Origin of the sequence: Dinoroseobacter sp. S375 (genome assembly GCF_049800775.1) — a bacterium.
Classification (GTDB): domain Bacteria; phylum Pseudomonadota; class Alphaproteobacteria; order Rhodobacterales; family Rhodobacteraceae; genus Dinoroseobacter.
This window is the reverse complement of sequence record NZ_JBNAFR010000007.1, coordinates 162,806-189,330: the sequence shown is the minus strand read 5'-3', so window position 1 is coordinate 189,330 and position 26,525 is coordinate 162,806. Positions and strand designations below refer to the sequence as shown.

Genomic DNA, 26,525 nt, shown 5'->3' with positions numbered 1-26,525 from the left:
TGGAGTGTAGGACCTGTCTTTGACTTGGATCAAGCACAGCGCAGCGGCAAGCCGATTTGCCGCAAGCGAATAAGGGCATCGCGCCCGGAATGGCCTCACATTTTGCAAAATGAGAAGACCACTTGCCACGCTTTTCGCGTTTTGCCTAAATATCCGGCAGAAATGTGGTTTTTGGCCGCGACCCACGGCCCGAGGCTTGCCGAGCCGCGAAAAAGGCAAGACATCTGCGCCATGGCCGACGCTTTGAAGATTCTGGTCGTTGAACCCGACGAACCCCGCGCGCGCATGATCATGGACGGGCTGGCCGAGGCCGGGAATGTCGACGTGACCGTGTTGGGCAGTGCAACTGGCCTCGCACGGCGCATGTCCGAGATCGCGCCGGATGTGGTGCTGATCGCCATGTCGAACCCGTCCCGCGACACGCTGGAGGCGCTGAGCGTGGCCTCGGGGTTCAATGACCGCCCCGTCGCGATGTTCGTGGATCAGACCGATGACGCCACCACCCGTGCCGCCATCGAAGCCGGGGTCAGCGCCTATGTGGTGGACGGTCTGCACAAGGACCGGATCAAGCCGGTGCTCGACGCGGCGATTGCCCGGTTCAACATGTTCGCCAAGCTGCGCACGGAACTGGCCGCGGCCAAGACCGCGCTTGCCGAGCGCAAGACGATCGAGCGGGCCAAGGGTCTGTTGATGACGGCCAAGGGGATCAGCGAGGATCAGGCCTATGCCATCCTGCGCAAGACCGCGATGGATCAGGGCCGCAAGGTCTCGGAAGTCGCCGAAGCCCTGGTCACAGCCTCGGATTTGCTGCGATGAGCCGGAGCATCCTCGATATCGGCTATGTGCCGCTGGTGGACGCCGCCCCCCTGCTCGTGGCCCAGAAAATGGGGTTTGCCGAGGCCGAGGGCCTGTCGCTCAACCTGCACAAGCAGCCCTCCTGGTCGGCGCTGCGGGATGGCGTGGCGCTGGGGACGTTGGACGCGGCCCAGATGCTGAGCCCCCTGCCCGTAGCCATGTCCCTGGGCCTTGGCGGGTTGCCGACGCCCATGGACGCGCTGATGGTGATGTCCGTGAATGGCAATGTGATCGGCGTGTCCAACGAGATCGCGGCCAAGATGCGGGCCGGCGGCTGGCAAGAGAGCTTTCGCGACCCGCTCGGCACCGGGAACCACCTGATCCGGGCCACGGGGCGGCGTTTGCGCATCGGTGTGCCCTTCCCCTTTTCCATGCATGCGGAGCTTGTGTTTTACTGGCTGGGTGCGCTGGGTCTCAAGACGCCCGGCGAGCTGGACGTGCACACCATTCCGCCCCCGCTCATGTCCGACGCGATTGCCGCCGATGAGATCGACGCCTTCTGCGTGGGCGAGCCCTGGGGGTCCATCGCGGTGGAGAACGGGACGGGCGAGCTGGTCCTGCCCGCCTCGGCGATCTGGGCTTTCGCGCCTGAGAAGGTGCTCGGCGCGCGGCGCGACTGGATTGAGGAGCATCCTGGCGAAACCCGGTCGCTCATGCGGGCGGTGGTGAGCGCGGCCCAGTGGCTGGGCGCCGAGGAAAACCGGCTCATGGCGTCGGAAGTGCTGGCCGAACCGGGTCTGATCGATGTGCCGGACGGGGTGCTCGACCGCGCGCTCTCAGGTCATCTGATCACGAAGCCCCGGGCCCTGTCCCTGCACACGCCGCGATTCCTGGAATTCCATGCGAGCGCCGCGAACTTCCCATGGCGCAGTCAGGCCGCCTGGATCGCGAGCAATATCGCCTCCCGCGTGGGGCTGGACCGAACCGAGGCGATGCGGACCGCGATGGGCTGTTTCCGCAGCGATCTCTACCGCGCCAATCTGGCCGATCTGGGCATCGACATGCCCGGCGCCTCGGCCAAGATGGAGGGCGCCCTGAGCGAGCCGACCGCCGTCGCCTCGGCCAAGGGATCGATCATTCTGGGCCCGGATGCGTTTTTTGACGGCACTGTTTTTGATCCTTCGCCGCAAGGCTGATCAATTCTTGTGCAACTGCAGCATGAGCCGCGATTTTCGCCGGGTGCGACAGAAATAACAGTTCAATTGAGAGGCGACTCGCCGCAATAAAAGATCAGCCGCGCCGGACAAGGACGTCCGCGCCCTGCACTTGCCCCGCGGATGGGGACCTTCCGGAGCAAAGCCGCTCGACCACTTGTGACTGACGTCTCAAGGCAGGTTCGCGCGGCTTTTTTGCGTTTTACCCCCGACATCCTCCCCGGGGATCAACCTAAGGAAACGAGATGAGAAAAACGTTTGCTGCCCTGCTTGCAACCTCCGCGATGCTGTCGCCGGCCATGGCCGAGATGCTGCCGCTGGAAAAGGACGAGCTGAAGTTCGGCTTCATCAAGCTGACCGACATGGCGCCCCTCGCCGTGGCCTATGAGAACGGCTATTTCTTCGACGAAGGCCTGTTCGTGACGCTCGAAGCTCAGGCCAACTGGAAGGTGCTGCTGGACGGCGTGATCTCGGGTCAGCTCGACGGCGCGCACATGCTGGCCGGTCAGCCCCTGGCAGCGACCATTGGCTTCGGCACCGAAGCGCATATCGTGACCCCCTTCTCCATGGACCTGAACGGCAACGGCATCACCGTGTCGAACGAGATCTGGGAGCAGATGAAGCCGAATATTCCGACCATGGATGACGGGCGTCCGCAGCATCCGGTCTCGGCCTCTGCGCTCAAGCCGATCGTGGACGAGTACAACGCCTCGGGCCGCCCCTTCAACATGGGCATGGTCTTCCCGGTCTCGACCCACAACTACGAGCTGCGCTACTGGCTCGCCGCGGGTGGCATTCACCCGGGCTTCTACTCCCCCGAGGATGTCTCCGGTCAGATCAACGCCGAGGCGTTCCTCTCGGTGACGCCGCCGCCGCAGATGCCCGCAACCCTCGAGGCCGGCACCATCTATGGCTACTGCGTCGGTGAGCCGTGGAACCAGCAGGCCGTGTTCAAGGGCATCGGCGTTCCGGTGATCACCGATTACCAGATCTGGAAGAACAACCCCGAGAAGGTCTTTGGCCTGACCGCCGAGTTCACCGAGCAGAACCCGAACACCACGCTGGCCATCACCAAGGCCCTGATCCGCGCCGCGATCTGGCTGGATGAGAACGACAACGCCAACCGTCCGGCGGCAGTCGAGATCCTGAGCCGCCCGAACTATGTGGGTGCGGATTACGACGTGATCGCGAACTCCATGACCGGCACCTTCGAATTCGAGAAGGGCGACAAGCGCGAGATCCCGGATTTCAACGTGTTCTTCCGCTATAACGCCACCTACCCCTTCTATTCGGACGCCGTGTGGTACCTGACCCAGATGCGCCGCTGGGGTCAGATCGCCGAGCCGAAATCCGACAGCTGGTATGATGAAGTCGCCAAGATGGTCTACAAGCCCGAGATCTATCTCGAAGCGGCCCGCCTGCTGGTGGACGAAGGTCTCGCCAACGAAGCGGACTTCCCCTGGGACAGCGATGGCTACAAGGCCCCGACCCCGGCCGAGGATATCATCGACGGCATCGCCTATGATGGCAAGCAGCCCAACGCCTATCTCGAAAGCCTGTCCATCGGCCTGAAAGGCGAACAGGTCGTCGTGGGCAGCGAAATCCAGGGCTGATCCCCAAACAGACCGCGCGCCCTTCTCCCGGGCGCGCCCCCGCCCTCCGCGCCACTCGTGACCGCGGAGGGCACCCCAAAAGACACAACCGACCCGCCCTTCCCGCGTGCGCCCCCCTCAGCAGAATGCGCCGCCCCTATCCGGAGCAGACCCGATGACAACCGTCGATCCTGATTTCGCTGCGAAAGAGGCCAAAGAGGCCCGCCGCGAGCGCTTGTTCACCCGCATCAACAAGGCCGACGCCTGGCTCAAGGTGCTTGGCCTCGGCTGGATCACTCCGATGGTCAAGGCCGCGGCCGGGGACAACCCCAAGGCGCAGATGAAAGACATCTGGCAGCTCTTCTGCGTGCCGATCCTCGCCATCACCCTGTTCCTGCTGGCCTGGGGCACGCTGGCGCCCAAGGTTCAGACCTCGCTCGGCGCCGTGCCCGGCCCCGCCCAGGTCTGGGAGCAGGCTGTTGCCCTGCACCAGGATGCCGCCGCCAAGGCCGAGAGCGAGCGCGTCTTCAACGAACGTGTGGACCAGCGCAACCAGCGCCTGATCGATGCGGGTCGCGCCGACGAGGTCAAGGACATCGCCTATACCGGCGCCCCCTCCTATTACGACCAGATCTGGACCTCGATCAAAACCGTGTTCTTCGGCTTCCTGATCGCGACGGTCTTTGCCGTGCCGCTGGGGATCTCCGCCGGTCTGTCAGTCACCGCCAATGCCGCGCTGAACCCGATCATCCAGATCTTCAAGCCGGTCTCGCCGCTCGCATGGCTTCCCATCGTCACCATGGTGGTCTCGGCGGTCTACACCACGAATGACGGGCTCTTTGCCAAGTCCTTCCTGGTCTCCGCCATCACCGTGACGCTCTGCTCGCTCTGGCCGACCCTGATCAACACCTCGCTGGGTGTGGCTTCGATCGATAAGGATCTGGTCAACGTCTCCAAGGTATTGAAGATGAACACCTATACCAAGATCACCAAGCTTGTTCTGCCCTCGGCCCTGCCCCTGATCTTCACCGGTCTGCGCCTGTCGCTCGGTGTGGGATGGATGGTGCTGATCGCGGCCGAGATGCTCGCCCAGAACCCCGGACTCGGCAAATTCGTCTGGGATGAATTCCAGAACGGCTCGTCCAACTCGCTGGCCAAGATCATGGTTGCGGTTCTGACCATCGGCATCATCGGCTTCCTGCTCGACCGCCTGATGTTCACCATCCAGTCGCTCTTCACCTTCACGAATAACCGGTGATCAGACATGACCGCGATTGAATTCAAGAACGTCTCCAAGAGCTTCGGCGAAGGCGCAAACCGCGCGGACGTGCTCAAGGACATCAACCTGACGGTCAGGGAGGGCGAGTTCCTCGTGCTCCTCGGCTTCTCCGGCACCGGCAAGACCACCCTGATCAACCTCATGGCCGGGCTGGAGCAGCCCACCAAGGGCACGGTCAGCTACAAGGGCAAGCCAATCACCGGCCCCGGCCCCGAGCGCGGCGTGATCTTTCAGAACTACTCGCTGATGCCCTGGCTGACGGTGAACGGCAATGTGCGCCTCGCAGTGGACACCATGTTCCCCAGCCTCAGCAAGGCGGAGCGTCAGGCCAAGGTCGATCACTACGTCAAGATGGTCGGGCTGAGCCACGCCACCACGCGCCGCCCCGCAGAGCTGTCGGGCGGGATGCGCCAGCGGGTCAACGTGGCCCGCGCGCTGGCCATGAACCCCGAGGTGCTGCTGCTTGACGAGCCGCTCTCAGCGCTCGACGCCCTGACCCGCGCCAATCTCGCCGACGAGATCGAGGGGATCTGGGAAGAAGAGAAGAAGACCTGCGTCCTGATCACCAATGACGTGGACGAGGCCATCGTGCTCGCCGACCGCATCATCGCCCTGAACCCCGACGGAACCCTGGGCGAGGAGTTCACCGTGAACATCCCCCGCCCCCGCGACCGGGTCGAGATGAACCACCATGCGGGCTTCAAGAAGCTGCGCGCGGATGTGACCAAGTACCTGATGGATGTGGGCATCGACGCCAAGACCGAAGGCACCAAGATCCTGCCGGATGTCACGCCGATCCACGGGGTGCCCGCCGCCGTAGCCAAGGCCCAGGCCGGCATGATCGAAGAGCGCTTCCTCGATTTCAGCCAGCTCCACAAGATCTATCCGACGCCCAAGGGTCCGTTGACCGTGGTCGAGGATTTCAACCTCAAGCTCAATAAGGGCGAGTTCATCTCGCTGATCGGGCATTCCGGTTGCGGCAAATCGACCGTGCTGACCATGGCCGCGGGTCTCAACGAGATCTCCAAGGGCGCGATCAAGCTCGATGGCCGCCATGTGGAAGGCGCCGATCCCGAACGCGCCGTGGTGTTCCAGTCGCCCAGCCTCTTCCCGTGGCTCACCGCCAAGGAGAATGTCAGCGTCGGCGTGGACCGGGTTTACCCCCGCGCCTCTGCGGCCGAGCGTCAGGATGTGGTCGAGTATTACCTCGAGCGTGTGGGTCTGGCCGACAGCATGGACAAGGCCGCCTCGGATCTGTCCAACGGCATGAAGCAGCGGGTCGGCATCGCCCGGGCCTTTGCCCTCAGCCCCAAGCTTCTGCTGCTCGATGAGCCCTTCGGGATGCTCGACAGCCTGACCCGCTGGGAGCTGCAGGAAGTGCTGATGGAGGTCTGGTCGCGTACCAAGGTGACCGCGATCTGCGTGACCCATGACGTGGACGAAGCGATCCTTCTGGCCGACCGCGTGGTCATGATGACCAACGGCCCGCGCGCCACGATCGGCAAGATCACCAATGTGGATCTGCCGCGCCCGCGCACGCGCAAGGCCCTTCTCGAGCACCCGGATTACTACACATACCGCCAAGAAGTTCTTGATTTCCTTGAAGAGTATGAACATGGCGCGAAGCCCAAAAAGCCCGCGCCGGCCCCGAAACCCATTGCAGCGGAGTGAGCCACAATGACCCCGGATCAAATCACCCTCATCCAAGACAGCTTCAAGAAAGTTGCGCCGATCTCTGACGCGGCCGCCGAGATTTTCTACACGCGCCTGTTCGAGATTGCCCCCCAGGTGAAGCCCTTCTTCAAGGGCGACATGAAGGCCCAGGGCAGCAAGCTCATGGCGACGCTCGGTGTGGTCGTGAACGGTCTGCGCGATCTCGACAAGATTGTGCCCGTGGCCCAGCAGCTTGCGGTCAAGCATGTGGATTACGGGGTCAAACCCGAGCATTACGCCCCCGTGGGCGAGGCGCTGATCTATACCCTCGACAAGGGTCTCGGCGACGAGTTCACCCCCGAACTCAAGGATGCATGGCTCGGTGCCTATACCACCTTGTCCGGCGTGATGATCGATGCGGCCTACCCGTCCGAAAAGATCGAGACAGCCGCTCCGGCCAACACCCCGAAAAAGCCGTGGTGGAAGATCTGGGCCTAAGGTTAACGCCTAAAACCCTCGGGAAATGTCACAAAAGCGAAGGATCGCACCAACTGGATATAGACGGATTTCTGATCTTCTGACGAGCAATTCATTCAATCTGGAGAGCTCGCCATGACCCCTGAAGACATCCGTCTGATCCAAACCACCTTCGCCCAGGTTTTCCCGCAAAAAGCCAAGTTTGGAATGATGTTCTACACCCGCCTGTTTGAAATGGAGCCCGCGATCAAGGGCATGTTCTCGACGAGCATGGCCCGGCAATCCGAGATGCTCATGCAGGCGCTGGCCCTCGTGGTGCGCGGGCTGCGCACCGACGGGGCCCTGCCACCCAAAGCCATGGAAATGGCCGCGCGGCACGGGCGCTACGGGGTGACCGAAGCGCATTACCAGACCATGGGCGACGCCCTGCTCTGGAGCTTGGCAGAAACACTTGGGGACGCGTTCGACGCGCCCACGGAGGCGGCCTGGCGCAAGGCCTATGACCGCCTCTCCCGCACCATGATCAATGCCGCCGCCGGAGCGTCTCCGGGGGTGGAGTTAACGACCTGAAACCCTTGTTGGTCGGCTGACCCCGTGCGTCGGGGCGCCCACCGACCTTCCTGATTGGAGGGAGCCCATGACGCAAAAACTCGTCATCATTGGCGCAGGTATGGCCTCGGGCCGTGCCCTTGAGAGCCTGCTGGACGCAGACCCGAACGCCTATGAGGTCACGCTCTTCAATGCAGAGCCCCGTGGCAACTACAACCGCATCATGCTCAGCCCCGTCCTGTCGGGCGAGAAGACCTATGACGAGATCGTCACCCACACTGCCGAGTGGTATGAAGAGAACGGCGTCACATGCCGCTTTGGCGAGCGGGTCGCCGGGATCGACCGGGCGCGCAAGGTGGTCATCGCCGAGAATGGCGACGAGGTGGCCTATGACAAACTGATCTTCGGCACCGGATCGAACCCCTTCATCATCCCCCTGCCCGGTCATGACCTCGAAGGCGTGATCGCCTATCGCGATCTCGAGGACACCGAGCGGATGATGTCCATGGGCCCGGACAACAAGGTCGTGGTGATCGGCGGCGGTCTGCTCGGCCTCGAAGCTGCGGCCGGGATGGCGGCGCGCGGGGTGGATGTGACCGTGGTGCATATCATGGGTCACCTGATGGAACGGCAGCTCGACGAGGCGGCCGGCTATCTGCTGCGCAAGGCGCTGACCGACAAGAACATCACCGTGAAATGCTCGGCCAACTCCAAGGAGATCCTCGGCGAGGACGGGCATGTGAAGGCGCTCCTGCTGGATGACGGCACCGAGCTGCCCTGCGATCTGCTGGTCATGGCCGTGGGCATCCGCCCCAATACCGCGCTGGCGCAGGAGGCGGGCCTGGCCGTTGGCAAGGGCATCCATGTGGATGACCAGATGCTGACCTCGGATCCGTCGATCTTCGCGGTGGGCGAATGCGTCGAGCATGATGGCGCGATCTTCGGCCTCGTCGCCCCGCTCTATGATCAGGCGAAGGTGCTGGCCAAGACGCTGCTCGGCGAAGAGGCGACCTTTGTCCAGAAATCCCTCTCGACCAAGCTCAAGGTCACGGGGTGTGATCTCTTCTCCGCAGGCGATTTCGCCGATGGCGAGGGCCGCGAGGATATCGTGTTCCGCGACCCGGCGCGCGGCGTCTACAAGCGCCTTGTCATCGAGGAGAACAAGGTCGTGGGCGCTGTGTTTTACGGCGATACCGCAGACAGCAACTGGTTTTTCGGCCTGATCCAGTCGGGCGAAGACATCTCCGAGATGCGCGACACGCTGATCTTTGGCCCGGCCTATCAGGGGGGGGCCGCGCTGGACCCTATGGCGGCCGTTGCAGCCTTACCGCTTGATGCGGAAATCTGTGGCTGTAACGGCGTATCCAAGGGCGACATCGTGGCCGCCATCGAGGCGGGTGCAACCGATCTGGGCGCTGTGCGCGCGGTGACCAAGGCCTCCGGCTCCTGCGGGACCTGCACGGGACTGGTCGAGCAGGTTCTGGGCGTCACACTCGGCGACGATTTTGTCATCCCCGCCGCGGCCTCCATGTGCGGCTGCACGGATCTGACCCATGAAGACGTGCGGCGCATGATCAAGAGCCAGGAGCTCAAATCCATGGCCGCCGTCTGGCAGGAGCTTGGCTGGAAGACCAGCTGCGGGTGCCATGTCTGCCGCCCGGCTCTGAATTTCTACCTGCTGGCCGACTGGCCGGTGGAATATCAGGATGACCCGCAGAGCCGCTTCATCAACGAACGGCGTCACGCCAATATCCAGAAGGACGGCACCTATTCCGTCGTGCCGCGCATGTGGGGCGGGATGACCACGCCGGACGAGCTGCGCGCGATTGCCGATGCCGCCGACAAGTACAATGTGCCCACGGTCCATGTGACCGGCGGCCAGCGGATCGACCTGCTGGGCGTGAAGGGAGAGGACCTCCCGGCGATCTGGAAGGATCTCAACGATGCGGGGATGGTCTCGGGCCATGCCTATGCCAAAGGTCTGCGGACGGTAAAGACCTGCGTCGGCAAGGATCACTGCCGCTTTGGCACCCAGGACAGCACCGGGCTTGGCATCAAGCTCGAGAAGAAGCTCTGGGGCTCCTGGACACCGCACAAGGTCAAGCTCGGCGTGTCGGGTTGCCCGCGCAACTGTGCCGAAGCGACCTGCAAGGATATCGGGATCGTCTGTGTCGATAGCGGCTACCAGATCGGCGTCGCCGGGGCCGCGGGCATGGATGTGAAAGAGACCGAGCGTCTGGCCGATGTCGCCACCGAGGAGGAGGCGATCGACTACGTCACCGCCTTCATGCAGCTCTTCCGCGAGAACGCCAAGTATCTGGACCGGCCCTATAAATGGGTCGCGAAGGTCGGGCTCGACTGGGTGAAGGAGCAGGTCTTTGACGAGGCCACCCGCAACGGGCTGATCGAGCGGTTCGAGCTCTCCCAGACCATCTATCAGAAAGACCCCTGGGCCGCGGAGGCCGCCGAGAATGCGGACAACTATCAGCCGATCGCTGATTTCAAACTGGAGGCCGCGGAATGAGCGACTGGATTGATATTGGGGCCCTCGAGGATATTCCGACCCGCGGCGCGCGGGTGGTCAAGACCGCCATGGGCTGCGTCGCGGTGTTCCGCACCGGATCCGATGAGGTCTATGCGCTAGAAAACTCCTGCCCGCACAAGGGTGGCCCGCTCTCTGAGGGGATCGTCCATGGCAACAAGGTGACCTGTCCGCTTCATAACTGGGTGTTCAGCCTGGAGACTGGCGAGGCGCAGGGGGCCGATGAAGGCACGGTGCCTACCTATCCGGCGCGGGTCGAGGCCGGTCGGATTCTGCTGGAGACGCAATTCCTGCAATCCCGGATGGCCGCCGAATGACAGACCCAGCCCCGCGCCCGACCTGCACCACCTGCCCCTATTGCGGCGTCGGCTGCGGCGTTCTGGCCGGGGCGGATGGCAGTATTGCCGGTGATCCGGCCCATCCGGCCAATCTGGGGCGGCTGTGCTCCAAGGGCTCGGCGCTCGGCGAGACCCTCGATCTCGAGGGTCGTCTTCTCGCCCCGCAGATCGGCGAACGGCGCGCGGGTTGGGACGAAGCGCTCGATCTGGTTGCCGACCGGTTCAAGGCCGCCATCGCCGAACACGGACCCGACAGCGTGGCCTTTTATGTCTCGGGTCAGCTGCTGACCGAGGACTATTACGTCGCCAACAAGCTCATGAAAGGCTATATGGGCTCGGCGAATATCGACACGAATTCAAGGCTTTGCATGGCCTCCTCGGTGGCGGGTCACAAGCGCGCTTTCGGCACTGACACCGTCCCGGGTCAGTACACGGATTTCGAGGCAGCCGATCTGGTCGTGCTGGTGGGATCGAACCTCGCATGGTGTCATCCGGTGCTGTTCCAGCGCCTGCAGGCCGCCAAGCAGGCCCGCCCCGGATTGAAGGTTGTTGTCATCGACCCCCGTCGCACCGCCACCTCGAACATCGCGGATTTGCATCTGTCGATCCGACCGGACGGGGATGCGGCCGTCTTCAACCTGCTGCTGGCGGAGATCGCCAAACGGGGGCTGACCGATGCCGCCTTCGTCGCCAACTCCGTCGCGGGTTACGACGCAGCGCTGAACACCGCGCGGCAGACCGAGACCGCCGAGACCGGGCTGACACCGTCAGAGCTCGCCAGCTTTCTCGAGATGTGGTGCAGCACCGAAAAAGTCGTCACCCTTTATTCCCAGGGGGTGAACCAGTCCTCCTGCGGGACCGACAAGGTCAATGCCATCCTCAACTGCCATCTGGCCACCGGGCGGATCGGACGCGAAGGGATGGGACCGTTTTCCATGACCGGGCAGCCCAATGCCATGGGCGGGCGCGAGGTGGGCGGTCTGGCCAATATGCTCGCCTGCCATCTGGACATCGAAAACCCGGATCACCGCGCCGCTGTGCAGGAGATGTGGTCGTCGCCCACCATGGCGCCGAAACCGGGCCTCAAGGCGGTGGATCTGTTCGACGCCTGCGCCGAGGGGCGGATCAAGGCGCTCTGGATCATGTCGACGAACCCCGTGGTCTCGCTGCCCGATGCGGACAAGGTCGCCGCTGCGATCCGCGCGGTGCCCTTCACGGTCATGACCGACATTATGGCCGACACCGATACCGGGCGCTGTGTCGATGTCCTGCTGCCCGCCACGGGCTGGGGCGAGAAATCCGGCACGGTCACGAATTCCGAGCGCTGCATCTCGCGGCAGCGCAAGTTCCTCGCCGCCCCTGGGGAGGCCCGGCCCGACTGGGACATCATTTCCGATGTCGGCCGTCGCATGGGCTGGACCAAGGCCTTTGACTACCGCTCCGAGGCGGAGGTGTTCCGGGAATACGCAGCGCTCTCGGCGCTGGCGCCGCGCTTTGGCAAGGATTTCGACATTTCTGGCCTCGCGACCCTCACCGACAGTGCCTATGACACGCTGTCCCCTACCGTCTGGCCCGTGCCTGCCACCGGCGCGTCCGGCGGTCGGTTCTTTGCGCAAGGCGGGTTCTATCACGCCGATGGCAGGGCCAAGATGCTGCCCATCACGCCGCCCGCCGCCCCCGTGGCACAGGTCGGTTTTCCGGTGCGGCTCAATACCGGTCGGGTGCGAGATCACTGGCACACCATGACGCGCACGGGCAAGGCACCGCGCCTCGGGGCGCATATGGCTGAGCCCTATCTGGAGATCCATCCTCAGGACGCCGAAGAGGCCGGGCTGGGTGATGCGGAGCTGGTCACGGTCTCGTCGCCCTATGGCGCGGCGACCCTGCGGGTGCTGGTAACCGATCGCGGTCAGACCGGCGCGGTGTTTGTGCCCATGCACTGGACCGATATCGTCTCGTCCACCGGACGGATCAACGCGGTGATCGCACCGGTGACCGACCCGGTTTCCGGCCAGCCCGCCTCCAAGGGCACGCCGGTTGCGCTGAGCCGGTTCGCTGCAGGCTGGTACGGCTTTGCCGCCAGCACCGAAACCATGACCCCGACCCGTCCTTATGCGGCCATCGCCCGGACAAGATCCGGCACCCGCGCCGAGGTGGCCGGGATCAAGCGCCCCGGCGATTGGGAGGCCGAGGCCCGCGCCGTTCTGGGCCTGACCCGGGGCACGGCCAGCGTGATCGAGGACCCAGCCCGGGGCACGGCGCGCGTCGCGATCACCGAGGGGGACGTGATCATCGGCCTCTTCTTCGCGGCCCCGACCCCCGTCGCGCTGTCGCGCAGCCACGCGGTGGCGCTGATCGGCGCGACCGAGGATCCGTTCCGCGCGCTGGCGGGCATCCCCGGGGCGGACCGGCCCGATGCCGGGGCCACGGTCTGCGCCTGTTTCGATGTCGGCGTGAACGACCTGCGGCGCGCCATCGAAGGCGGGGCGCGCACGGTCGAGGCGCTTGGAGCCTGCACCCAGGCCGGCACCAATTGCGGCTCCTGCCGGCCCGAGCTGCAGGCGCTGATCGCCGGCACGCCCGCCCTGAAACTCGCGGCGGAATAATGAGCCTCGCGCCTTATATCGCGACGGTTGCGCGGGGTCCCGGCCGCGCGCGCCCGCTGACCCAGACCGAGGCGCAAGAGGCGATGACCCACGCGCTGGACGGAACCGGCGCGCCCGAGGCGGTGGGCGCGCTCTTGATGACCCTGCGGCTGCGCGGAGAGACGGCGGATGAGATCACCGGGTTCTCGGCCGCCTTTCGTGCGCATCTGCGCCGCTGGTCCAAGCTTGAGGCGGATCTGGACTGGCCGAGCTATTCGGCCGGGCGCACCCGGGGCCTGCCCTGGTTCCTGCTCAGCGCGCGGCTGGTGGCGGCGGCGGGCTACCGGATCATGATCCACGGGCGGAACGGATCGGATGCGGCCCTGCGCGCCCATCTCGGACCGCTGGGACTGTCCATGTCCCTGACCCCGACCGAGGCGGCCACCGCCTTGGAGGATGTGGGCATCGCCTATGTCCCGCTGGAGGCGCTCTCGGCCCGGGCGACGGATCTGCTGGCCTTGCGGGACCATCTGGGCCTGCGGTCTTGCGTGAATACCTGCCTGCGCGTGGCCAACCCGGCGGCAGCGCCGGTCACGGTGCAGGGCGTGTTCCACCCGCCCTATCGCGAGCTGCAGGAGGCCGCCTGCGAACGGCTCGGGGACAATTCGGCCATGATCATCAAGGGCGGCGGCGGCGAGTTCGAGCGCTATCCCGGCAAGCCCGTGGTCTGCCACGGCTTCGGTCCCGCAGGCGCATGGCCCGACGCGCCCGCCATTCTCGACGACACGCGGCGGCTGACCGAGGTGACGGACGATCCGGCCCATCTCACTGGTCTGTGGGAGGGCAGCTGGCACCATCCCTTCGCCACGGCCACCGTTCTGGGGACCGCCGCGCTGGCGCTCTGGTCCCTTGGCGCGACCCAAACCCTGCCCGAGGCGGAAGCCCGGGCAGCAACCCTCTGGAGCGCGCGGCAAACCCGTCACGCGGCCTGACCGGCGACCGACAGGAGACACGACCATGAAGACCTTCCCCATGTTCGTCCGGATGCGCGATCGCGATGTGGCGATCCTCGGCGGTGGTGAGCAGGCCGCGCAGAAATGCCGACTGATCCTGAAATCCGAAGCCCGGGTGACGCTTTATTGGCCCGAGCTCGACCCGGAGCTGGCCGAGCTCGCCAAAAGCGGCAGGATCACCTGGAACCGCCAGATCCCGAGCGTTGCCGCGTTGGAGGGCGTGTCGCTCTGCTTCATCGCCACGGGCTGCCCGGGCACCGATGCCAGTCTGCACGGACTGGCCGAGGCCGCGCGCGTGCTGGTGAATGTGGTCGATCAACCGGATCTTTGCGAGGCCTATACCCCGTCGATCGTGGATCGCGACCCGGTTGTGGTGGCCATCGGAACCGAGGGCACGGCCCCGGTGCTCGCCCGCCAGATCAAATCGCGGATGGAGGAGCTGCTGGAGCCCGGGCTCGGGGGGCTCGCGGCGCTTGCGGGGCGGCTGCGCCCGGCGGCGGCGGCACGGCTGCAACCGCGCAAGCGGCGCGACTTGTGGCGCTGGGTTTTCAATGGCGCGCCGCGCGCGGCCCATAAATCCGGGGCCGAGCGGGAGGCCGCGCGCCTGATCAAGGATGCCATCGCCCAAGGGGGCCCCCCCGCCGCTGATCCCGGTCGGATCGCCCTGGTGGGCGCAGGCCCCGGCGGCGCGGATCTGATGACCCTGCGCGGAGTGCAGCGCCTGCAGGAGGCCGACATCATCTTCTACGACCGGCTGGTGGATCCGGGCGTGCTGGAACTGGCCCGCCGCGACGCGGAACGGGTGCTCGTGGGCAAGACCCCCGGCGCCGAAAGCTGGCCGCAGGACCGGATCAATCAGGTCATGGTTCAGGCCGCGAAAGAGGGCAAGACCGTGGTCCGTCTGAAATGCGGCGACCCGGTGGTCTTTGGCCGCCTCGAAGAGGAAGTCGCCGCGATCAAGGGCGCCGGGCTCGAGGTCGAGATCGTGCCGGGCATCACCGCGGCCTCGGCGGCCTCGGCGCGGCTCGAGACCGGGCTGACCCAGCGCGGCGAGATCGACAGCGTGACCTTCGTGTCAGGCCAGCTGCGCGAGGGCGACCGCAGCCCCGATTGGGGCAGCCACCTCAAGCTTGGGACCGCCATCGCGATCTATATGGGCGTCGGCAGCGCACCGGAGATCCGGGACAACCTGCTCGCCCATGGCCATCGTGACAGCTGCGCGGTGGATGTGGTGGCGAGTGTTGGCCATGCCAGCGAAACCTGCCTGCAAAGCACCCTCGGCACGCTCGAGGACGATCTGGCCAGCGCCGGGATCTCGAACCCGGCGATCCTCTTTGTCCGGAACCCTAAATCCGAGGCCGCTGCGGCGCCGGGCCTGCGCGTGGCGAGCTAGTCCTCCGCGCCCTGGCGGATCGGGTTGACGCCCTTGAACCCGGTGGCGACCACAAATTTCTCGGAACTGTCCGAGCGGCTCGCGCCCGGTTTCACATTCGCGACCTTCTTGAAGGATTGCTTCAGGAGCCGTTGCAGATCCGCCTCCGCCCCGCCCGCCAGAACCTTGGCGACGAAGGTGCCCCCTTCTTCGAGCACGTCGAAGGCGAGATAGGCCGCTGCCTCGCACAAAGCCATGATCCGCAAGTGATCGGTCTGTTTATGGCCCGAACTGGCGGCAGCCATATCCGACATCACCACATCCGCGCGCCCGCCGAGCCAGGTCTTGACCTGTTCGTCGGCCCCCTCGGCCATGAAGTCGAGCACATGGGTCTCGGCCCCGGGGATGGGTTCCACCTCCTGCAGGTCGACGCCGAGGACCTGCCCCTGCGCCTTGCCGGCCCGCTCCCCCAGCGCGTTGGTGCGTTTGACCGCCACCTGGCACCAGCCGCCCGGGGCACAGCCGAGATCCACGATCCGCGCGCCCGGCAGGAGGAACCGGTACTTGTCATCAATCTCGAGGATCTTGAAGGCCGCGCGCCCGCGATAGCCCTCGCGCTTGGCGCGCTGGACATAGGGGTCGTTGAGCTGGCGCTCGAGCCAGAGGGTCGAGCTCAGCTTGCGGCCCCGCGCGCTCTTGACCCGCACGCGCAGGTCCCGCTGTCCGCGGCCTGAATTTCCGGCTTTCTTTGGCATCTGGTACGATCCGTCAGTAGGGTCCGTCTTCGAGCACGCCATCCGCGCTCATCTGGGCATAGAGCAACCCCTCGCGCAGGCCCCGATCCGCGACCGAGAGACGGTCCGTGGGCCAGACCCGCAAGAGCGCCTGCAGAATGGCAGATCCCGACATGATGAGCGAGTGCCGATCGCGTCCGATCCGCGGATCCTTGCGGCGACCCTCGGGGCCCATGGCGAGATAGGTCTGGATCACCGTGTCGATCTGGTCCGAGGTCATGCGCAACCCGTCCACCTTGTTGCGATCATAGCGACGCAGGTTCAGATGGCTCGCCGCCACGGTGGTGACCGTGCCCGAGGTGCCGATGATCTGGAACCCCTCGCGCACCTGATCGGTCTCGTTATAGGGCGAGAACTCGGCGAGGTTTTCCTCGAAGAACCAGCTCATCAGGGCAAAGCGCGCGGCGTCGTCATCGACATCACGGAACTGATCCTTGAGCGTGGCCACCCCGAGCGGCACCGAAATCCAGTCCACCACCCGCGCGGGCGCGAGCCCCGGTGTCACCTCGTCGAACCCCGCATGGAGCCGCATGATCGCGCTGGGGCGTTCCAGCCGGGGCACGCCGCTCAGGTCGATCCAGACCAGCTCCGTCGAGCCGCCGCCGATATCCACGACCAAAAGCTGCTCGGTCTTGGTCGAGACCAGCGGCGCACAGGACACCACCGCAAGGCGCGCCTCCTGCTCAGGCTCGATGATCTCCAGCGCAAGGCCGGTATCGCGCTGGACCAGCGAGATAAATTCCGGCGCATTGGTCGCCCGGCGGCAAGCCTCGGTCGCCACGAGCCGCATGCGTTGCACATTATGGGTGGTCAGCTTGCGTTGACAGATCTTGAGCGCGCCCACGGTACGCGCCATGGACGACCGGCTGAGCCGACCCGACGCTTCCAACCCATGGCCGAGCTGCACCGATTTCGAGAAACTGTCGACCACGTGGAACTGGTTGCCCTTGGGCTGCGCGATCAGCATCCGGCAGGAATTCGTCCCCAGATCGAGTGCCGCATAGAGATCCGCCGGATCCGGTTTCCCGTCCATGGCCGGGCTCGATCCGGCGGTCGCGGCCGGGCCCTTGCCCGGGCGGCGCGCGGAGGCAGGCACGATCCCCTGAACCGGCTCGGCGGGATCGGGCACGGCACGAAGATGGGAGCTGGCCCGTCTCCGGGATCGTTTCGACATCAGTTCAATCCTTGGTTGTTTAAAATCATATAGAATCGCAGGGTTTAGAGCAAGGCGGCCGCGCAGAGCCCGCGCCTCATAAAAACCATGAGAATTTTTCCGATGCGTTGCTCTGGCCCGCGGGCCCCGGGCCTCCTAGAAGATGGGAACACTGCAAATGGTCGGTCTTGTCGCGGCGCATGTCGAAAATGCACCGCACCCGGCGCGGCACCCGCGTCATACAGGACATAGCCACAGAGGAGGTCGGGTATGCCCGATGTGACCATCGTCTATTGGCGCGACATCCCGGCCCAGGTCATCGTGGGCAAGGGACGCCGCGGCGCCAAGAAGCAACTGAGCGAGCGCTTCGAGCAAGCGATCGATCGCTGTGCGATGAAGGTGGGCGCCGCGGGAACCGATGCCTATCTGGCTGAGTGGAGGAAAGCAGCGCCCTATCCCGTGGATGGTGATCAGGCCGAGATCGCCGAGGCCGAAGCGGCCCGGCTCGAGGCCGAATTCGACACCGCCGCGATCAAGGCGCTGATCGACAAGGACGGTTGGGCCTGATTCCCCGCCGCATATCGGAGGCCGTGATGGCACTTTTGCAGTTCAAACGCCCCGGCCGCCCCGCCGGACCGGACGGATCGCTGGCGGATATCCTCGCGGGGTTCTCCATCGAGGTGATGCCGCGCACCGCCGAGAAGGTCGCGGATTTCACCGCCCTCCTGCCCCGGTCGACCCGGGTCTATATCGCCCATATCGACAGCACGCCGATTGAGGACATGGTGCGCACCGCCGCCCGTCTGGCCGCCGACGGTTTCGAGGTCATGCCCCATTTCCCGGCCCGCTCGATTGCGGATGCGGCCACGCTGGGCGACTGGATCGCGCGCTATCAGGGCGAGGCGGATATCCGGCAGGGCCTGATCTTGGCCGGCGGGCGTCCCGATCCGGTGGGCGCTTATGACAGCTCGATGCAGCTGCTGGATACGGGCCTCTTTGACAAGGCCGGGTTCTCCCATCTGCATGTGGCCGGCCACCCCGAGGGCAACCGCGATATCGACCCCAAGGGCGGCACCGCCGAGGTGGACGCGGCCCTCGCTTGGAAGCAGGGATTTGCCGAGCAGACCGACGCCCGAATGGCCATTGCCACGCAGTTTGCCTTCGAGATGGACCCGATTGCCGCCTGGGCCGAGCGGTTGCAGGATCAGGGGATCACGATGCCCGTGCATCTCGGGATTGCCGGACCTGCCAAGCTGCAGACCCTGATCAAGTTCGCCATTGCCTGCGGCGTGGGACCCTCGCTCAAGGTGCTGCAAAAGCGCGCCATGGATGTGACCAAGCTTGTGCTGCCTTACACGCCCGACGAGGTGCTGCGCGATCTGGTGGCCTACAAGGCGGCCAATCCCGCCAGCCTGATCAGTCAGGTCCATGTCTTCCCGCTGGGCGGGATCAAGACCTCCGCGACCTGGATCGCCGAACAGTCAGGCGGCGCGGCCAGCGCCAGCCAGCAAGGATAGACCACCGGAATGATACAGGCGTTGCTTTTCGATCTCGACGGGACCCTGCTCGCGTCGGACCCGCTCCATGCGCGGGCCTTCATGGACCAGTTCGCCGCCCATGGGCGCGAGATCGACGAGGCGTTCTATAACACGCGGATCCATGGTCGCCTGAATGCCGAGATCTTTGCCGAGTTCTTTCCGAGCGCCGATGGTGCCGCCATGGCCGAGGAAAAGGAGGCCGCCTTTCGCGACCTTCTGGGCCATGACGCGCCGCCCATGCCGGGGCTGCTCGCCCTGCTCGACCGGGCGGATCGGGCGGGCTGGGCCAAGGCCGTGGTGACCAATGCGCCCCGGGTGAATGCAGAGTTTATGCTCTCGTCCATCGGGGTCGCCGCACGCTTTGACACGCTGGTGGTCAGCGACGAATGCAGCGCGGGCAAGCCCGACCCCGCCCCCTATCTCGAAGGGTTGCGCCGCGTCGGCGCGCAGCCCGATACCGCCCTCGCCTTCGAGGACAGCCCCTCGGGCATCCGCGCCGCGGTCGCGGCGGGCATTCCGACGCTCGGCCTCCGCTCCACCCTCGATGACGCGACCTTGCGCGCCGCCGGGGCCACCGCGACCCTCGCCGATTTCACAGACCCTGCGCTCGGGCCCCTGCTCGACCGCCAATCAGGAGCCGCCGCATGACGCGCACTGTCATCGAATCCAAATCCAAGACTGTCACCATCGGCTTTGACGAGCCCTTCTGCGTGATCGGCGAGCGGATCAATCCCACGGGCCGCAAGAAGCTCGCCGCCGAGCTTGAGGCCGGCGATTTCAGCACGGTCGAGAAGGACGCGCTGGAACAGGTTGCCTGCGGGGCCATGGTGCTGGATGTGAATTCCGGCGCGGTCTTTACCAACAAGATGGCCGAGGACCCGCGCTATGCGGACAACAATTTCGTCGAGCCCATGCTGATGAAAGAGCTGGTCAGCCGGGTGCAGGCCCTGGTTGATGTGCCGCTCTGCATCGACAGCTCGGTGCCCGGCGCGCTGGAAAACGGGCTGGAAATGGCCGAGGGGCGACCGCTCCTGAATTCGGTGACCGGCGAGGAAGAGCGGCTCGAGGTGATCCTGCCGCTGGTGAAGAAGTACAATGTGCCGGTGGTGGCGATCTCCAACGATGATACGGGCATCTCCGAGGATCCGGATGTCCGCTTTGCCGTCGCCAAGAAGATCGTCGAGCGCGCGGCGGATTTCGGCATCCCCGCCCATGACATCGTGGTCGACCCGCTGGTCATGCCCGTCGGTGCCATGGCGACGGCCGGGCGGCAGGTCTTCACGCTGGTGGCGCGGCTGCGCGACGAGCTGGGCGTGAACACCACCTGCGGGGCCTCCAATATCAGCTTCGGCCTGCCGAACCGGCACGGTCTTGGGGCGGCCTTCTTGCCCATGGCGATTGCCGCGGGCATGACCAGCGCGATCATGAACCCGATCCGCGCCCAGGAGATGGAGGCGATCCACGCCGCGAATTTCCTGATGAACCACGACCCCAATGGCGGCCAGTGGATCAATTTCGCCCGGGTGCTTGAGGCCCATAAGGCGGGCACTCCGTTCCCCGATGCTGCCAAGGCGGCGGCGGCCGGGGGCGGCGCGCGCGGCGGGCGGCGCGGCGGACGGCGGCGCGCGGGCTGAGCCCCGCCACACCGCGAGGCCCTCAGGCAGGGCTTGCTTTGCGCCCGCTTCGGGGTCACCCTCGTGCGGTGGTCCCCAAAGCCCCCTCCAATACGCCCGCGCGCCTGGGCTACGCCCCGCCGGGCCTGGGCAAGACGCTGGCGCGGCTGGCGCTGCGCCTGCTGGTCATCCTCGCCGTGGCCTTCGCGGCGCAATCCCTGATCATGGAGGCGATGGAGACCGCCGAGACCCTGCCCGAAGCCACCCGCGGCGCGGCGCAGATCTCGGTTCTGGTGCTTGCCTTGGCCCTGTATGCGCTGCTGATCGCGATGCCCTTCGTGCCCGGGATCGAGATCGGGGTGACCCTCTTGGTGCTGCAGGGGGCCGCCATCGCGCCCTTTGTCTATGCTGCGACCTGCCTCGGGCTCGGGCTGGCGTTTCTGGCCGGGCGTGTCCTGCCCTATGCCTGGCTGCACGGGGTGTTTCAGGATCTGCGCCTGCGCAAGGCCTGCGAGCTGCTGGATCAGGTCGCCGCGCTCAGCCCCGAGCGTCGGCTTGCCCTGCTGCGCAGCCGCCTGCCCGCATGGCTGGGGCCTTACGTGGTGAACTACCGCTATCTCGCGCTGGCGGGCGCGCTCAACCTGCCGGGCAATTCGGTGATCGGTGGCGGCGGCGGGCTCTGCCTGATCGCTGGGCTCAGTCGTCTCTACAGCCCGCGCGCCACATTGCTAACGATTGCCTGCGCGGCCGCGCCGGTGCCCTTTGCAGTCTGGGCGCTCGGACCGGGGATCCTCGGCTCCTGATCCGCACGCGAGCCCTCGCCGAAAGGGGTGGAACAACCGGAGGGAGAGTTGACAATCCCCGCATATTGCCTTCGAAAATGGCGCATATTGCCGATATCTTTACCAATCGGATGCTAGTCGCGGGGAACCGCACCGCGAAAGAGAGTTGCCATGAAAGCGATCCTGAGCCTGTTTCTGAGCCTCGTGCTCCTCGCTGCCTGTTCCTCATGGCAGACCAGCTATGATGCGCCAGTGCCGAGTTCGGTGTCGCAGAACTGGCGCCTGGGCGATGTGGTGGTCACCGTGCCCGAAACGCTGAGCGTTAGCGAAGACAATGTCTATCTGCCCGATGCCGACATCGTCTGGCGCGAGGATCCGCTGGGCGCTGGCAGCACGCGCTATGATCAGGTCGCCGCCATCGTGGAAGACGGCGTGACACGCGGCGCTTCGGGGCTGTCGGGTTCAACCCCGGTGCGCATCAAGGTGACGGTCGGCACCTTCCACGCCCTGACCGAGATTGCCCGCTATGGGCTCAGCAGTTCGGGCGTGCATAACATCACCTTCGCCATGCAGGTCTTCGACATGGGCAGCGGCGCCGCCCTGACCGATGCCGAGACGATCCAGGCCGATCTCGTGGCGCTGGTCGGCGATCAGGCGATCGAGGCCGAAGCCCAGGGGATCACCCAAAAGGTGCGCATCACAGACCATATCGCCAAGGTCACCGCAGGCTATCTCGGGATCGGTCCGGATGTGCGCTCGGAATTCGCACGGGTCGGGCGCTAGGGGCGATGATAGGCGCCCATGAAGGGCGTTCATGATCATTGTGACGAGAATGATCCTCGGCGTGTCGGCTTTGCGCTTTAGCCGCGCGCAGGACGGGTTACATATCGAGGGGTAATTCCTTCGAAGGCATCGCGTCATGGCCAATGATACCCCCTCTGCCCAGGATCTCGTCGGGTCCGCCGTATCGGCCGATGAGGCCATGGTGGTCTTCACCCCCTCGGGTCAGCGCGGATATGTGGCCAAGGGCACCAGCGTTCTGGACGCCGCCCGGCAGCTTGGCGTGGATCTCGACAGTGTCTGCGGCGGGCGGGGGATCTGTTCGAAATGCCAGGTGACGCCCTCTTATGGCAGCTTTCCGAAATTCGGGATCGAGGTCGCCGAGGGCGCATTGTCCGACTGGAACGCGGTCGAGGCGCGGTATGATGAAAAGCGCGGGCTGGCCGAGGGGCGGCGCCTCGGCTGCCAGGCCTGTATTCAAGGCGACATGGTCATTGATGTCCCCGCCACAAGCCAGGTCCACAAGCAAGTGGTCCGCAAGGCGGCAAGCACCCGCGCCATCTCCATGGACCCGGCCACGCGGCTCTATTTCGTCGAGGTCGAAGCCCCGGATATGGACGAACCCTCGGGCGATTTCGAGCGGTTGAAATCCGCCCTCGCTGCGCAATGGGACCTGCCGGATCTGATCGCGCCTCTGAGCGTGCTGCGCAAACTGCAGCCCGCGCTGCGCAAGGGCGGTTGGCAGGTGACTGTGGCTGTGAATTCCGGCGCGGCGCAGCCCGTGCTGGTTGAGATCTGGCCCGGTTATCACGACGGCCCGATCTGGGGCCTCGCGATCGATCTCGGCTCGACAACCATCGCGGGGCATCTCTGCGATCTCGGCACGGGCGAGGTGGTGGCCTCTTCCGGCCTGATGAACCCGCAGATCCGGTTTGGCGAAGATCTGATGTCGCGCGTGTCCTACGCGATGATGAACGCGGACGGGGCCGAGGCCATGACCGGCGCGGTCCGCGACGCGCTCGACACGCTGACCATCGAGATCTGTGCCGAGGCCGGGGTGCCGGCGCATGACGTGCTCGAGCTCGTGTTTGTCAGCAACCCGGTGATGCATCACCTTCTGCTGGGCATCGACCCGGTGGAACTCGGACAGGCGCCCTTTGCATTGGCGAGCTCCGGCGCGCTGGAGCTGCCCGCGCGCGACATGGGTCTGAGCGCGGCGAACCCGGCGGCGCGCGCCTATCTCCTGCCCTGCATCGCGGGTCATGTGGGCGCTGATGCGGCCGCAGTTGCCCTGTCCGAGGCGCCGGACAAATCCGAAGACCTTGTGCTGATCGTGGATGTGGGCACCAATGCCGAGATCCTGCTGGGCAATCGCGAGCGGGTTCTGGCCTGTTCCTCGCCCACGGGGCCGGCTTTTGAGGGCGCGCAGATCAGCTCGGGTCAACGCGCGGCCCCCGGGGCGATCGAGCGGGTCGAGATCGATCCGGCCACCAGGGAACCGCGCTTTCGCGTGATCGGCTCCGAGCGTTGGTCCGACGACCCGGACTTCGCCACCGAGATCGCGGTTACCGGCGTCACAGGCATTTGCGGCTCCGGCATCATCGAAGCGGTGGCCGAAATGCGGATCGCGGGCCTTCTGGACCCGTCCGGCCTGATCGGCGGGCCGGAGCAGACCGGCACCGCGCGGTCTGTCCCCGAGGGGCGGACTTTTGCCTATGTGCTCTATGATGGCCGGGCCGAGGGTGGTCCGCTTGTCACGGTGACCCAAGGCGATATCCGCGCGATCCAGCTTGCCAAATCCGCACTCTATGCGGGCGCGCGGCTCCTGATGGATGAGATGGGGGTCGAGCAGGTCGACCGCGTGACACTCGCCGGAGCCTTCGGCGCGCATATCTCGCCCAAGCACGCGATGGTTCTGGGCATGATCCCTGATGCACCGCTGGACAAGGTCCAATCCGCGGGCAATGCCGCCGGCACCGGGGCACGCATGGCGCTGTGCAGCCGGGCCGCGCGCCGCGAGATCGAGGCCACCGTGGCCGGGATCACCAAGATCGAAACCGCCATCGAGCCCCGCTTTCAGGAGCATTTCGTGGCCGCCAACGCCATCCCCCATGCCACGGCCCCCTTCCCGGAGCTGTCGAAAATCGTCACTCTGCCTGATGTCGCCTTCAACACCGGCAGCGGCGCAGACGGCGGCGGGCGCAGACGGCGCAGACGTGGATAAATGCGATTGACGACATCTGGCGGCTTGGCTATGCCAACCGTCACAAAGCGGGTATGGTGAAAAGGTATCACGCGAGCTTCCCAAGCTTAAGTTACGGGTTCGATTCCCGTTACCCGCTCCAGATCACGACATATCGATGACCCAAACACCGCCCGTCCTGACCCCCTTGCTTGGTGCCGACCTGCGGGCATTTGGCGTGCCGGACCCGTGGCAATTCGGGATGGCGGATCGGGTGCGGTTCCATGAGCTCGACGCTCTGAACCATGTGAACAACGCGGTCTATCTGAGCTGGTTCGAAAGCCTGCGCGTCGCCTATCTCGCGGAATATGGCGTGTATGATTACGTGCCGGGCGAGCCGCTGCTGGTGATGCGGGCGGTGGGCGTGACCTATCACGCGCCGCTGCATCTGGGTGAAACCTATATCACCACGGGCCGTACCACCCTGCTTGGCCGCACCAGTTTCCAGATGGAGTACGGCGTGTTCGTCGAAGGCCAGCTGCGCGCCGAAGGCAGCGCGGCGATTGTCCTTCTGCACGCCGATGGCAAGACGGGCGTCCCCCTGTCGGCGGAGCAGCGCGCCATTTTCACGGCGCGCGACGGGGCGCAACCTCGTCAGGCGTGAGCGCGCACGAAGCTGACAAGCGCCTGGGTTGAGCCGTCCTTGCCCTCGGCCGACGCCTCGCCCGCCACGACCGGACCCAGCGCCGTAGCCAGTTCCTTGCCCAGCTCGACGCCCCATTGGTCATAGGAGTTGATGCCGAGGATGACGCCCTCGACAAAGACCCGGTGCTCGTAAAGCGCGATGATCTGGCCGAGGATGAAGGGCGTGAGCTGCGGATAGACCAGCGTCGTCGAAGGCCGGTTGCCCGGGAAGACCCGGTGGCGTGCCTGCCGGTCGAGCTCGGCCCCGGTCAGCCCCTTGGCGGCCATCATCTGCGTGGCGACCTCGAGGCTGCGCCCGCGCAAGAGCGCCTCGGATTGCGCCAGACAATTCGCCACAAGCAGCCGGTGCTGATGCGCCAGATCGGGCTCATGCCCCTTGGCCGCCAGCAGGAATTCGCAGGGCACGACCTGCTGCCCCTGATGGATCAGCTGGTAAAAGGCGTGCTGGCCATTCGTCCCCGGCTCCCCCCAGACGACCGGCCCGGCGGTCCGCTCCAGCGTCGTACCGTCCATGGCAACGCGCTTGCCATTGCTCTCCATCTCCAGCTGCTGGAGATAGGCGGGCAACCGCGCCAGCCGCTGGTCATAGGGCAGCACCGCCCGCGTGCCGTGACCGCAGATCTGGTGGTGCCAGATCCCCACGAGCGCCAGCAGAACAGGCAGGTTCTCGGCCAGGGGCGCGTCGCGGAAATGGGTATCCATCGCCGCCCCACCGTCGAGGAAGGCGCGGAAATCCAGCGGCCCCACGGCCATCATCAGGCTCAGCCCGATCGGCCCCCACATGGAATAGCGCCCACCAACCCAATCCTCGAACCCGAACACCCGATCCGGCGCGATGCCGAAAGCGGCGGTCTTTTCGGCACTGGTCGAAACGGCCGCGAACTGCGCCGCGGGGTCGGCCACCGTCTTGGCCATCCAGGCCCGGGCGGTCTCGGCATTGGTCATGGTTTCGATGGTGGTGAAGGTCTTGGAGGCCACGATCACCAGCGTTGTGGTCGGGTCGAGCGGGGCGAGGGTCTCGGCGATCTGCGCCCCATCCACATTCGAGACGAAATGGGTGCGCGGCCCGTCCGCATAGGGCGAGAGCGCGATCGCCGCCATGGCCGGGCCAAGATCGGACCCGCCGATCCCGATATTGACCACATCGGTGATCTGCCCTCCGGCCCCGGTGAAGGCACCACCGCGCACATCCTCGCAAAACGCGGCCATCCGGTCATAGGTCGCGCGGACGTCGGGCATCACATCGACCCCGTCCACGACCACCGACCCGTCGAGATTGCGCAGGGCCGTATGCAGCACCGCGCGGCCCTCGGTCTCGTTGATCGTCTCGCCAGCGAACATCGCGTCCCGGCGCGCGGCCAGATGGGCCCCCTCGGCGAGCGAGACCAGCAAGTCGCGCCCGGCCAGATCGATATTCGTCTTGGAGTAATCAAAGACCATATCGCCGAGCCGCGCCGAGAACGCGCTGGCGCGATCCGGATCCTCGAACAGGTCGAGGATCTTGCGGTCCCTGGTCTGGTCATGGTGGAAAGAGAGACGTTGCCAGACGGACATGATGTATTCCTTGAA

General features: G+C 65.6%; 23 protein-coding genes and 1 tRNA gene. 21 read left to right on the top strand and 3 right to left on the bottom strand.

Annotated features, from left to right (window positions below; all coding sequences use genetic code 11):
* Positions 1-231: 231 nt before the first annotated feature.
* The 12 genes from ACP150_RS16025 (at position 232) to cysG (ending at position 15,430) form a co-directional block, all read left to right on the top strand.
* Positions 232-816, top strand: coding sequence for an ANTAR domain-containing response regulator (locus ACP150_RS16025; protein ID WP_424967669.1), 585 nt, complete (start codon positions 232-234; stop codon positions 814-816).
* Positions 813-1,991 (top strand): CmpA/NrtA family ABC transporter substrate-binding protein, encoded by a 1,179-nt coding sequence (locus ACP150_RS16020; protein ID WP_424967668.1) that lies wholly within the window; start codon positions 813-815, stop codon positions 1,989-1,991. Before ACP150_RS16025 ends, ACP150_RS16020 begins: the two co-directional genes overlap by 4 nt.
* A gap of 263 nt (positions 1,992-2,254) precedes the next feature.
* Entirely contained in the window at positions 2,255-3,622 is a 1,368-nt protein-coding gene (locus tag ACP150_RS16015; RefSeq protein ID WP_424967667.1) for a CmpA/NrtA family ABC transporter substrate-binding protein, read from the top strand.
* Between the two features lie 154 nt (positions 3,623-3,776).
* Positions 3,777-4,859: an ABC transporter permease gene (locus ACP150_RS16010; RefSeq protein ID WP_424967666.1), complete on the top strand. Its 1,083-nt coding sequence runs from the start codon at positions 3,777-3,779 to the stop codon at positions 4,857-4,859.
* 6 nt (positions 4,860-4,865) lie between these two features.
* Positions 4,866-6,551 (top strand): ABC transporter ATP-binding protein, encoded by a 1,686-nt coding sequence (locus ACP150_RS16005; RefSeq protein WP_424967665.1) that lies wholly within the window; start codon positions 4,866-4,868, stop codon positions 6,549-6,551.
* A 6-nt stretch (positions 6,552-6,557) separates the two neighbouring features.
* Positions 6,558-7,031: a globin family protein gene (locus ACP150_RS16000; RefSeq protein ID WP_424967664.1), complete on the top strand. Its 474-nt coding sequence runs from the start codon at positions 6,558-6,560 to the stop codon at positions 7,029-7,031.
* 114 nt (positions 7,032-7,145) lie between these two features.
* Positions 7,146-7,580, top strand: a complete 435-nt coding sequence (locus tag ACP150_RS15995; protein ID WP_424967663.1) for a globin domain-containing protein — start codon at positions 7,146-7,148, stop codon at positions 7,578-7,580.
* A 67-nt stretch (positions 7,581-7,647) separates the two neighbouring features.
* Positions 7,648-10,083, top strand: coding sequence for a nitrite reductase large subunit NirB (gene nirB, locus ACP150_RS15990; protein ID WP_424967662.1), 2,436 nt, complete (start codon positions 7,648-7,650; stop codon positions 10,081-10,083).
* Positions 10,080-10,418 (top strand): nitrite reductase small subunit NirD, encoded by a 339-nt coding sequence (nirD, locus tag ACP150_RS15985; protein ID WP_424967661.1) that lies wholly within the window; start codon positions 10,080-10,082, stop codon positions 10,416-10,418. Before nirB ends, nirD begins: the two co-directional genes overlap by 4 nt.
* On the top strand, positions 10,415-13,045 hold the full coding sequence (locus tag ACP150_RS15980; RefSeq protein WP_424967660.1) for a molybdopterin-dependent oxidoreductase: 2,631 nt from the start codon (positions 10,415-10,417) through the stop codon (positions 13,043-13,045). Before nirD ends, ACP150_RS15980 begins: the two co-directional genes overlap by 4 nt.
* Positions 13,045-14,016 carry a glycosyl transferase family protein gene (locus ACP150_RS15975; protein ID WP_424967659.1) on the top strand — a complete coding sequence of 324 codons (972 nt, stop codon included), beginning with the start codon at positions 13,045-13,047 and terminating at the stop codon, positions 14,014-14,016. Before ACP150_RS15980 ends, ACP150_RS15975 begins: the two co-directional genes overlap by 1 nt.
* Positions 14,017-14,041: 25 nt before the next feature.
* The gene (cysG, locus tag ACP150_RS15970; RefSeq protein ID WP_424967658.1) at positions 14,042-15,430 is read left to right on the top strand and encodes a siroheme synthase CysG; all 1,389 of its coding nucleotides are present in this window, start codon (positions 14,042-14,044) and stop codon (positions 15,428-15,430) included.
* On the opposite strand, the gene ACP150_RS15965 is transcribed toward cysG, so the two are convergent.
* Both ACP150_RS15965 and ACP150_RS15960 read right to left on the bottom strand, forming a co-directional pair.
* Complete coding sequence (locus ACP150_RS15965; protein WP_424967657.1) at positions 15,427-16,164, bottom strand: RlmE family RNA methyltransferase; 738 nt, start codon at positions 16,162-16,164, stop codon at positions 15,427-15,429. The genes cysG and ACP150_RS15965 overlap by 4 nt on opposite strands.
* Before the next feature lie 13 nt (positions 16,165-16,177).
* Positions 16,178-17,236 carry a Ppx/GppA phosphatase family protein gene (locus tag ACP150_RS15960; protein WP_424967734.1) on the bottom strand — a complete coding sequence of 353 codons (1,059 nt, stop codon included), beginning with the start codon at positions 17,234-17,236 and terminating at the stop codon, positions 16,178-16,180.
* Positions 17,237-17,626: 390 nt separating this feature from the next.
* Between ACP150_RS15960 and ACP150_RS15955 the strand changes: the two genes are divergently transcribed.
* From ACP150_RS15955 to ACP150_RS15915, 9 genes are all read left to right on the top strand, one after another.
* Complete coding sequence (locus tag ACP150_RS15955) at positions 17,627-17,923, top strand: virulence factor (RefSeq protein WP_424967656.1); 297 nt, start codon at positions 17,627-17,629, stop codon at positions 17,921-17,923.
* 26 nt (positions 17,924-17,949) lie between these two features.
* Positions 17,950-18,873 (top strand): methylenetetrahydrofolate reductase, encoded by a 924-nt coding sequence (locus ACP150_RS15950; RefSeq protein ID WP_424967655.1) that lies wholly within the window; start codon positions 17,950-17,952, stop codon positions 18,871-18,873.
* Positions 18,874-18,882: 9 nt separating this feature from the next.
* The gene (locus ACP150_RS15945; RefSeq protein WP_424967654.1) at positions 18,883-19,542 is read left to right on the top strand and encodes an HAD family hydrolase; all 660 of its coding nucleotides are present in this window, start codon (positions 18,883-18,885) and stop codon (positions 19,540-19,542) included.
* Positions 19,539-20,528 carry a methyltetrahydrofolate cobalamin methyltransferase gene (locus ACP150_RS15940; protein WP_424967653.1) on the top strand — a complete coding sequence of 330 codons (990 nt, stop codon included), beginning with the start codon at positions 19,539-19,541 and terminating at the stop codon, positions 20,526-20,528. The genes ACP150_RS15945 and ACP150_RS15940 overlap by 4 nt, the downstream gene beginning before the upstream one ends.
* 68 nt (positions 20,529-20,596) lie before the next feature.
* Positions 20,597-21,310 carry a hypothetical protein gene (locus ACP150_RS15935; protein WP_424967652.1) on the top strand — a complete coding sequence of 238 codons (714 nt, stop codon included), beginning with the start codon at positions 20,597-20,599 and terminating at the stop codon, positions 21,308-21,310.
* Positions 21,311-21,460: 150 nt separating this feature from the next.
* Positions 21,461-22,072 (top strand): DUF6778 family protein, encoded by a 612-nt coding sequence (locus ACP150_RS15930; protein ID WP_424967651.1) that lies wholly within the window; start codon positions 21,461-21,463, stop codon positions 22,070-22,072.
* A 136-nt stretch (positions 22,073-22,208) separates the two neighbouring features.
* Positions 22,209-24,293 carry an ASKHA domain-containing protein gene (locus ACP150_RS15925; RefSeq protein ID WP_424967650.1) on the top strand — a complete coding sequence of 695 codons (2,085 nt, stop codon included), beginning with the start codon at positions 22,209-22,211 and terminating at the stop codon, positions 24,291-24,293.
* Between the two features lie 47 nt (positions 24,294-24,340).
* Positions 24,341-24,414: transfer RNA gene (locus ACP150_RS15920), tRNA-Gly, on the top strand.
* Positions 24,415-24,429: 15 nt separating this feature from the next.
* On the top strand, positions 24,430-24,915 hold the full coding sequence (locus ACP150_RS15915) for an acyl-CoA thioesterase (protein ID WP_424967649.1): 486 nt from the start codon (positions 24,430-24,432) through the stop codon (positions 24,913-24,915).
* Here ACP150_RS15915 and pgi read toward each other — a convergent pair.
* Positions 24,906-26,510: a glucose-6-phosphate isomerase gene (pgi, locus tag ACP150_RS15910; protein ID WP_424967648.1), complete on the bottom strand. Its 1,605-nt coding sequence runs from the start codon at positions 26,508-26,510 to the stop codon at positions 24,906-24,908. The two genes, ACP150_RS15915 and pgi, sit on opposite strands and share 10 nt — an antisense overlap.
* Positions 26,511-26,525: the final 15 nt, after the last annotated feature.

Excerpts from the sequence above, each read along its gene's own strand:
- ACP150_RS16010 (WP_424967666.1), top strand. The coding sequence starts at position 3,777 with ATGACAACCGTCGATCCTGATTTCGCTGCGAAAGAGGCCAAAGAGGCC.
- ACP150_RS15915 (WP_424967649.1), top strand. The coding sequence starts at position 24,430 with ATGACCCAAACACCGCCCGTCCTGACCCCCTTGCTTGGTGCCGACCTG.
- ACP150_RS16005 (WP_424967665.1), top strand. The coding sequence starts at position 4,866 with ATGACCGCGATTGAATTCAAGAACGTCTCCAAGAGCTTCGGCGAAGGC.
- ACP150_RS15975 (WP_424967659.1), top strand. The coding sequence starts at position 13,045 with ATGAGCCTCGCGCCTTATATCGCGACGGTTGCGCGGGGTCCCGGCCGC.
- ACP150_RS15930 (WP_424967651.1), top strand. The coding sequence starts at position 21,461 with ATGAAAGCGATCCTGAGCCTGTTTCTGAGCCTCGTGCTCCTCGCTGCC.
- ACP150_RS16000 (WP_424967664.1), top strand. The coding sequence starts at position 6,558 with ATGACCCCGGATCAAATCACCCTCATCCAAGACAGCTTCAAGAAAGTT.
- pgi (WP_424967648.1), bottom strand. The coding sequence starts at position 26,510 with ATGTCCGTCTGGCAACGTCTCTCTTTCCACCATGACCAGACCAGGGAC.
- ACP150_RS15940 (WP_424967653.1), top strand. The coding sequence starts at position 19,539 with ATGACGCGCACTGTCATCGAATCCAAATCCAAGACTGTCACCATCGGC.
- ACP150_RS15995 (WP_424967663.1), top strand. The coding sequence starts at position 7,146 with ATGACCCCTGAAGACATCCGTCTGATCCAAACCACCTTCGCCCAGGTT.
- ACP150_RS15950 (WP_424967655.1), top strand. The coding sequence starts at position 17,950 with ATGGCACTTTTGCAGTTCAAACGCCCCGGCCGCCCCGCCGGACCGGAC.
- ACP150_RS15960 (WP_424967734.1), bottom strand. The coding sequence starts at position 17,236 with ATGGACGGGAAACCGGATCCGGCGGATCTCTATGCGGCACTCGATCTG.
- ACP150_RS15945 (WP_424967654.1), top strand. The coding sequence starts at position 18,883 with ATGATACAGGCGTTGCTTTTCGATCTCGACGGGACCCTGCTCGCGTCG.
- ACP150_RS15980 (WP_424967660.1), top strand. The coding sequence starts at position 10,415 with ATGACAGACCCAGCCCCGCGCCCGACCTGCACCACCTGCCCCTATTGC.
- ACP150_RS16020 (WP_424967668.1), top strand. The coding sequence starts at position 813 with ATGAGCCGGAGCATCCTCGATATCGGCTATGTGCCGCTGGTGGACGCC.
- nirD (WP_424967661.1), top strand. The coding sequence starts at position 10,080 with ATGAGCGACTGGATTGATATTGGGGCCCTCGAGGATATTCCGACCCGC.
- cysG (WP_424967658.1), top strand. The coding sequence starts at position 14,042 with ATGAAGACCTTCCCCATGTTCGTCCGGATGCGCGATCGCGATGTGGCG.
- nirB (WP_424967662.1), top strand. The coding sequence starts at position 7,648 with ATGACGCAAAAACTCGTCATCATTGGCGCAGGTATGGCCTCGGGCCGT.
- ACP150_RS16015 (WP_424967667.1), top strand. The coding sequence starts at position 2,255 with ATGAGAAAAACGTTTGCTGCCCTGCTTGCAACCTCCGCGATGCTGTCG.
- ACP150_RS15955 (WP_424967656.1), top strand. The coding sequence starts at position 17,627 with ATGCCCGATGTGACCATCGTCTATTGGCGCGACATCCCGGCCCAGGTC.
- ACP150_RS15925 (WP_424967650.1), top strand. The coding sequence starts at position 22,209 with ATGGCCAATGATACCCCCTCTGCCCAGGATCTCGTCGGGTCCGCCGTA.
- ACP150_RS16025 (WP_424967669.1), top strand. The coding sequence starts at position 232 with ATGGCCGACGCTTTGAAGATTCTGGTCGTTGAACCCGACGAACCCCGC.
- ACP150_RS15965 (WP_424967657.1), bottom strand. The coding sequence starts at position 16,164 with ATGCCAAAGAAAGCCGGAAATTCAGGCCGCGGACAGCGGGACCTGCGC.